The sequence below is a fragment of the Microcystis sp. M31BS1 genome (assembly GCF_020245285.1).
Lineage (GTDB): Bacteria > Cyanobacteriota > Cyanobacteriia > Cyanobacteriales > Microcystaceae > Microcystis > Microcystis panniformis.
Window position 1 is genome coordinate 1 of record NZ_JADBVE010000287.1, and the last position, 6069, is coordinate 6069.

Consider the following 6069-nt stretch of genomic DNA (forward strand, 5'->3'; position numbering starts at 1 on the left):
CTCTGATCCCCCCTGCTACCTTGATAAGGGACTTGCGTGGGAATAATATCCCAATCGATCGGAGCGCGCAAGCTTTGCGCCCCTACAGTAAAGGATTTTGTCCACAATGTAGGGGCGAACTGCGTTCTCCCAAAAAGTACATTATCAAAGCGCAAGTCCATAAGGGGGGTGTCGATCCCCCCTGCTACCTTGATAAGGGGGGTGTCTGACAACTTTTAACACCTACCTACTTGTACTTATAATGAATCAACCTAACGAAATTCAAAGGCAGCAACATCAGAGATTTACAGAGATTTTTAATCAGGGAAAACAGCGTTATATTCAAGCTGTCGGCAATAGCAAAGGCTATCTTTCCAGTGTCAAAGGAAAAGATTATTTATCAGACGAAGAAAGAGAAGAAGCGAAACAATTACTCAAACAAATATTTCAAACCACAACAGCCCAACTTAATCAGCGCGATTTAGACATGGCTAGAGGAAATAGAGGTGTAGATGAACTAAAAAGTTAGTCAATAGTGGGTAAAATGTTTGTGTATAGGACATTTTTTCCCCATGACTAAACCCTTAGACTCCCTGAAACAGCCCAATCCCTCGGAAAAAACAGCCCCTAGAGATGATTGGTTAGATAGCGAACTATCTCGTTTAGAAGATTATGAACCTTACGATTGGGGAGAAATAGATCCCTTAATGTTAGGCAAACCCGTACAATATGTTTCTAGTATTGGCTTAGTTGTCGAGGGTGGCAAAGATTGGGGTTGCTGATTTGCAATAGGAATCTTCTTGTGTGGGGTTTTTAAAACCTAGAGCTAAACTAACTTTTGGATAGGATGCACAGTTGGCATTCATAGCTTGAGTCAGCAACACCCCTCCCCAACAACCCAAGTTAATCAGTGCGATTAAAACATGGCTAGAGGAAATAGAGGTTTAAGCGATGGTTAATCTTCTGGATCTTAGTCAGTTATACTAAGTATATCCATAACTTATACTTTTTAATAGCAGAACCGACTGAAGAGCAATATTTACCTATTCAGGCATTAGATACCCTAGCTGATCCATCTGCCAACCTAACTGAGTTGGCTGCTGATAAACCTTTTTTAAAGTGTTAATATCCCGGCTAGAAATCGGGGCAATATCTCTAGTTTGAGCGAAATACATCACATCCGTCTCCAGGGGACTATGACCCCAAATTCCCAAAGCGTGACCTAATTCGTGCCGCGCTGCCGCTAAGGCCGACCGATCGGCTAAATTGGGACTAATCTGGATACTCATCCGATGAGTTAAGCGATTTTCCTTGACAAAAATCTCGTATTGTGTTACGGCAGAACGCACCCGGGGCAGTTCTAACTTACCGGTTTCGGGATTAAAACGAACTCCTGACGGCGGTAACTCTCGTTTAATGAGGATATCGGCTAATTCTGCCCGATTTACCAACTCCATCGGCAAATACTGCCCCCATTCAGCGATCGCCTGTTGTACTAAACTCAGCCAAGAACTGCGATCGCTGTGAACATAAATCTTCACGGGAAATTGCGACCAAATCAACGCCCCCACGGGACTGATTTCCACGGCATCAAAATAATCCCCGGACTGGTTTTGCTCTTGCCATTGGGCTAAATTAGCGGGTAAAGGATGGGTTTTTAACTCTGGTAGCGATCGACTGTCGGCAATCAGAGAATAGGAAAACAGCAAAAGACTCGCCAAGGCTGCGAGTCCTAGAAAAGAGAACCGACCTCTTAGCATTTAGCGATTTAACCAGCCGGCGCTCAGTACAATAGTTAGGGTGATAAATACCGTCCCCAACGCCCAAGTCACCTGATTTAAGGTTTTTTCCGCCGTTTTTGCGCTGGTAAAAATCTGTGATTGGCCGCCAATACCGCCAATACCATCCCCTTTGGGACTGTGTAATAACACCAAAATCGCCAGAAAGGCCGCCGCCAGCGCCCAAATAATCTGTACTACCAGCACCACTGTCATGATTATTACTCTCTATTTTCCATTACAAAGTATAGCAGTTATCATCAGTTATCAGTGATCAGTTATCAGTTATCAGATGTAAGTTTTAAATTTTTATGGCTCTCTCGGAAATTGGCTGAAAAATGTCCATTATCTTACATTCAAAGATGCCCTACGCCCTTTCTTCGATAAGATTTGCTGATCAGCATAACTACAAGAGAGCGGTTTTTATTGGTCATTTTTCTGCTAATTAGGGCTTGCTGAATAATGGTGAAATATAGACGAGGTAAGGGTTTTAGGGTCTTGTTTCGCGAAACAGGTGCAAGATTTTGAGAGAATCGTGCTTCCAAACCTTGCGTCTTCATCGGCCCGCGTCCTGTAGGGGCGAAGCATTCGGGCAATAACCTATCGGTGAAACCGGAGATTTTCTATCCGAATGCTTCGCCCGTACTTTTTGCCGCAAACCCTAATTAGCCAATTTTTTAATTATTTCCACTGATTACTGATTACTGATTACTGATTACTGATCACTGTTAAAGCGAGATGCGGACGGGAGTGCGACTGGCTTTAATTTCCACTTCGGCTGGTTTAATCAGCGATCGCCCAGTCATTTCTACTGGGACGGGAATAGAGAGAATTTCCAGGATAGTGGGGGCAATATCGGCTAAACGACCATCATCCCGCAGCTGCACATCGCCACCGTGGCCGAGTATTTTTCTTCCTTCCCCTTCAATTAAAATTAAAGGAACGGGATTAGTCGTGTGGGCGGTCCAAGGATTACCCGACTCATCCACCATCGTTTCTGCGTTACCGTGGTCCGCAGTGATTAACACTGTTCCCCCCAATTTATTGACGCTACTTAACAACTTAGCCAAGCATAGATCCACCGTTTCCACTGCTTTCATGGCCGCGTCTAAAATGCCCGTATGACCCACCATATCGGGGTTAGCGTAATTGACTACCACGAGACTATAGATCCCCTGTTCGATCGCCCCACAGACCGCTGCTGTCACCGTGGCTGCCGACATGGCCGGCGCTTGGTCATAGGTGGCGACTTTCGGACTGGGAATTAATTCGCGCACTTCTCCCTCAAAGGGTTTTTCTAATCCCCCATTAAAAAAGTAGGTGACGTGGGGATACTTTTCGGTTTCTGCACAACGAAACTGTTTTAATCCCTGTTGAGCGATCACCTGTCCTAAAATATTATTTAAATTCTGGGGAGCAAAGGCCACATCTACCGGTAATTTTGGATCGTATTGGGTGAAAGTGACAAAACTGAGGGGAGAAATTAAATCTCGATCGAAATCTTCAAAATCGGGCATAGTCAGGGCATAACATAACTGTCTAGCTCGATCGGGACGGAAATTATAGAATATCACCCCATCGCCCGCTTCGATCGCCCCCGGTGCAATTCTGGTGGGGGGAATAAATTCATCGGTAATATTTTGATCATAAAATGCCTGTAATACTTCAGTAATCGATCGCCCGTCGATACCTTGATCACTGGTCATCACGTTATAGGCTTTTTCCACCCGATCCCAACGGCGATCCCGATCCATGGCATAATAACGGCCACTGAGAGTCACCATGCGACCGAGATTGATTTTATTAATATGTTCTTGAATCCGTTTAATAGCTGGCATTCCGTCGGTGACATTGGTATCGCGACCATCGGTGATGACATGAATGCAGACATCGCTAATCCCTTGCACTTTCCCTAAGTCTAATAATCCCAGTAAGTGATCGAGATGGGAATGGACTCCCCCTTCGGAACATAAACCAATCAGGTGTAATTTGCTTTTTTTAGGGCGAATCTCGGCGCAGAGTTTTAATAAAGCTTGATTTTGTTGAATCGAACCATCTTCGATCGCATCGGAAATCCGTACTAACTCCTGTGGTACGACTCGCCCCGCCCCGATATTTAGGTGGCCAACTTCCGAGTTACCCATCTGTCCTTCCGGTAGTCCCACATCCTTAGCGGAGGTGCGGATTAAGGTGTGGGGATAAACTTCCCAGAGACTATCCATAATCGGGGTTTTCGCCATTGCGATCGCATTATCCGACCTTTGCGGGCGATAACCCCAACCATCAAGGATAACCAGTACGACTGGGGATATAGGTGCGTGGGTCATGATATACAGTCCTAAATTAAGAGTGGATTTCCATGCACTAAGATAATATCATCGAAACTTCCATTGATCACCGGTGTCCAGGCGATCGACCCCCTAATGTCAGCAAATGATGGGTATGTCTCAAAAAAACGAAACAACTGCTTTAATAATCGCTCTTTTAGCCACTGCGAGCATTTTAGGTGGGGGTTACTTCTGGCTGCAAAGTCAATGTGCCGCAGGTCAAGAATTTTTTCTCTGTGGCAGCAGTAAAAGTCCGCAAAAATCCCCAACATCGGGAAGCACCTCCTCTCCCCTACCCCCTCCCCCCTCACCCCAAGGAGTGGTTAGTTTTGCCCCACCGACTTCTATCCCCAGTGGCACGACAATTCGCATTAACGGCTCCACCAGTATGGTACAGATTAATCAAGCCTTAAAAGCCGCTTTAACGGCCAAATTTCAGGGGGTAGAGGTCTTGACAAATGCTCAAGGATCTGATAGGGGATTAGAGGAAGTGGCCCGGGGGGCGATCGATATTGCGGCGGTGTCACGACCTTTAACCGAGTCGGAACGCTCTCAGGGATTGGCTTCTAGTCCGATCGTTCGAGATGCGATCGCTGTTGTAGTGGGGGTAAAAAATCCCTTTGCGGGGGGGTTAACCACTACCCAGGTTAAAGATATTTTTACCGGAAAAATCACCTCTTGGTCGGAGGTGGGCGGTTCTGCAGCTACTATTCAAGTGATTAATCGTCCCCCTATTAGTGGCACTTATCAAAGTTTTCGTGAGGAAGTGCTGCAAGGGGGGGAATTTGGTACAGGAACTAATTTTAAAATGATGGACAGGGATGCTACCACCCCAATTTTGCGAGTTTTGGGACTGAATGGCATTAGTTACGCAACCTATAACCAAATTGCCAACCAAAAAACCGTCAGGGCGATCGCTATTGAGGGAATTTTACCCAGTGAACCTAATTATCCCTGGCAGCGTACCCTTTACTACGTTTACAAAGAACCTGCTAGTGAAGCGGTTAAAGCTTTTATGGGTTTTGTGTCCTCTAGTGATGGTCAAGAAGCGATTTTTCGGGCCAATGAAGACCTACAAAAGTAGTTAGCGAGAATATCCGAAAATCTGGGAAATTTTACGCCTTGCATGACTAGGGTGAGCATTGCCTATTTTACCGTGGAGACGGGGAGGCATTGAAGCTTTGCAAGCTTTGGGACTGAATGGCATTAGTTACCCTACCTATAGCCAAATTGCCAATCAAAAAACCTGGGATTTAATGCTGGCAGCGGCGAAACGAGAAAAAGTTTGAGCAGCTTTGTCAACTGCTGAGAAAACTTGGCTTTGATGAGAGAATACGAGGAAGTCATCATATTTTTATTCAAGAAGGAATTGAAGAAATTTTAAATCTACAACCCAAACAAGGAAAAGCAAAGACTTATCAAGTCAAACAAATTCGTAATCTCATTTTAAAATATAAATTAGGAGGGAAAGATGAAAATTCGCTATGAATTAATTATTTATTGGAGTGAGGAAGATCAAGCTTTTATTGTTGAAGTTCCAGAATTAGCAGGATGTATGGCAGATGGAGAAACCTATCAAGAAGCTGTACAAAATGCTGAACTTGTTATTCAAGAATGGATTGAAACTGCAAAACAACTAGAACGAATCATTCCTGAACCAAAAGGACGACTATTATTTACCTAATGATAAAGTTTCTCTCGCCCCAGCTTGTGAATTGTAGCATATAAGGCGTGTCGCAGTTTTTGCAAACTTCGATCCAATAATCCTTTTCAACGAGGTTATCCCATCACCCAAGCACAGTGGCAAGCGATCGCCGCAACTGCTAAAATAGACATCGATCTAGGGTTGGCTGAATAAATCTAAAAACCTTGTTGGATAAGACTTTTAGACTTTTTTGACCTCAAAAAGTGCCAGCCATTGGAGGGATCGGGGCGAAAATTCCTGGACTTTTTCCCTGAAAATTAGGTAATTGACCGTCTGAAAA

Annotated in this window: 8 protein-coding genes and 1 pseudogene; 6 read left to right on the forward strand and 3 right to left on the reverse strand. The window is 44.6% G+C overall.

What is annotated here, in order from left to right; all coding sequences use genetic code 11:
* Window positions 1-241: 241 nt before the first annotated feature.
* Together IM509_RS16605 and IM509_RS16610 are read left to right on the forward strand one after the other, a co-directional pair.
* Window positions 242-508: a hypothetical protein gene (locus IM509_RS16605; RefSeq protein WP_185236745.1), complete on the forward strand. Its 267-nt coding sequence runs from the start codon at window positions 242-244 to the stop codon at window positions 506-508.
* A 43-nt stretch (window positions 509-551) separates the two neighbouring features.
* Window positions 552-761, forward strand: coding sequence for a hypothetical protein (locus IM509_RS16610; protein WP_002761322.1), 210 nt, complete (start codon window positions 552-554; stop codon window positions 759-761).
* A 261-nt stretch (window positions 762-1022) separates the two neighbouring features.
* Here the strand turns inward: IM509_RS16610 and IM509_RS16615 are convergent, their stop codons facing one another.
* The 3 genes from IM509_RS16615 to gpmI all read right to left on the reverse strand — a co-directional run bounded on the left by IM509_RS16615 (window position 1023) and on the right by gpmI (window position 4084).
* Window positions 1023-1739: a peptidase gene (locus IM509_RS16615; protein ID WP_072923959.1), complete on the reverse strand. Its 717-nt coding sequence runs from the start codon at window positions 1737-1739 to the stop codon at window positions 1023-1025.
* Complete coding sequence (gene secG / locus IM509_RS16620; protein ID WP_002736485.1) at window positions 1740-1973, reverse strand: preprotein translocase subunit SecG; 234 nt, start codon at window positions 1971-1973, stop codon at window positions 1740-1742.
* A 512-nt stretch (window positions 1974-2485) separates the two neighbouring features.
* Complete coding sequence (gpmI, locus tag IM509_RS16625) at window positions 2486-4084, reverse strand: 2,3-bisphosphoglycerate-independent phosphoglycerate mutase (protein ID WP_185236746.1); 1599 nt, start codon at window positions 4082-4084, stop codon at window positions 2486-2488.
* A gap of 106 nt (window positions 4085-4190) precedes the next feature.
* Between gpmI and IM509_RS16630 the strand changes: the two genes are divergently transcribed.
* The 4 genes and pseudogenes from IM509_RS16630 (at window position 4191) to IM509_RS16645 (ending at window position 5768) form a co-directional block, all read left to right on the forward strand.
* Complete coding sequence (locus IM509_RS16630) at window positions 4191-5168, forward strand: phosphate ABC transporter substrate-binding protein (protein WP_128575309.1); 978 nt, start codon at window positions 4191-4193, stop codon at window positions 5166-5168.
* A gap of 58 nt (window positions 5169-5226) precedes the next feature.
* Window positions 5227-5373 (forward strand): hypothetical protein, encoded by a 147-nt coding sequence (locus tag IM509_RS16635; RefSeq protein ID WP_167341571.1) that lies wholly within the window; start codon window positions 5227-5229, stop codon window positions 5371-5373.
* Window positions 5374-5383: 10 nt separating this feature from the next.
* A pseudogene (locus tag IM509_RS16640) lies at window positions 5384-5572 on the forward strand (type II toxin-antitoxin system HicA family toxin); the annotation flags it as partial.
* A complete protein-coding gene (locus IM509_RS16645; protein WP_002765615.1) occupies window positions 5556-5768 on the forward strand; it encodes a type II toxin-antitoxin system HicB family antitoxin in 213 nt (70 codons plus the stop codon). The pseudogene IM509_RS16640 and the gene IM509_RS16645, both read left to right, overlap by 17 nt.
* The last annotated feature ends 301 nt before the right edge of the window (window positions 5769-6069 follow it).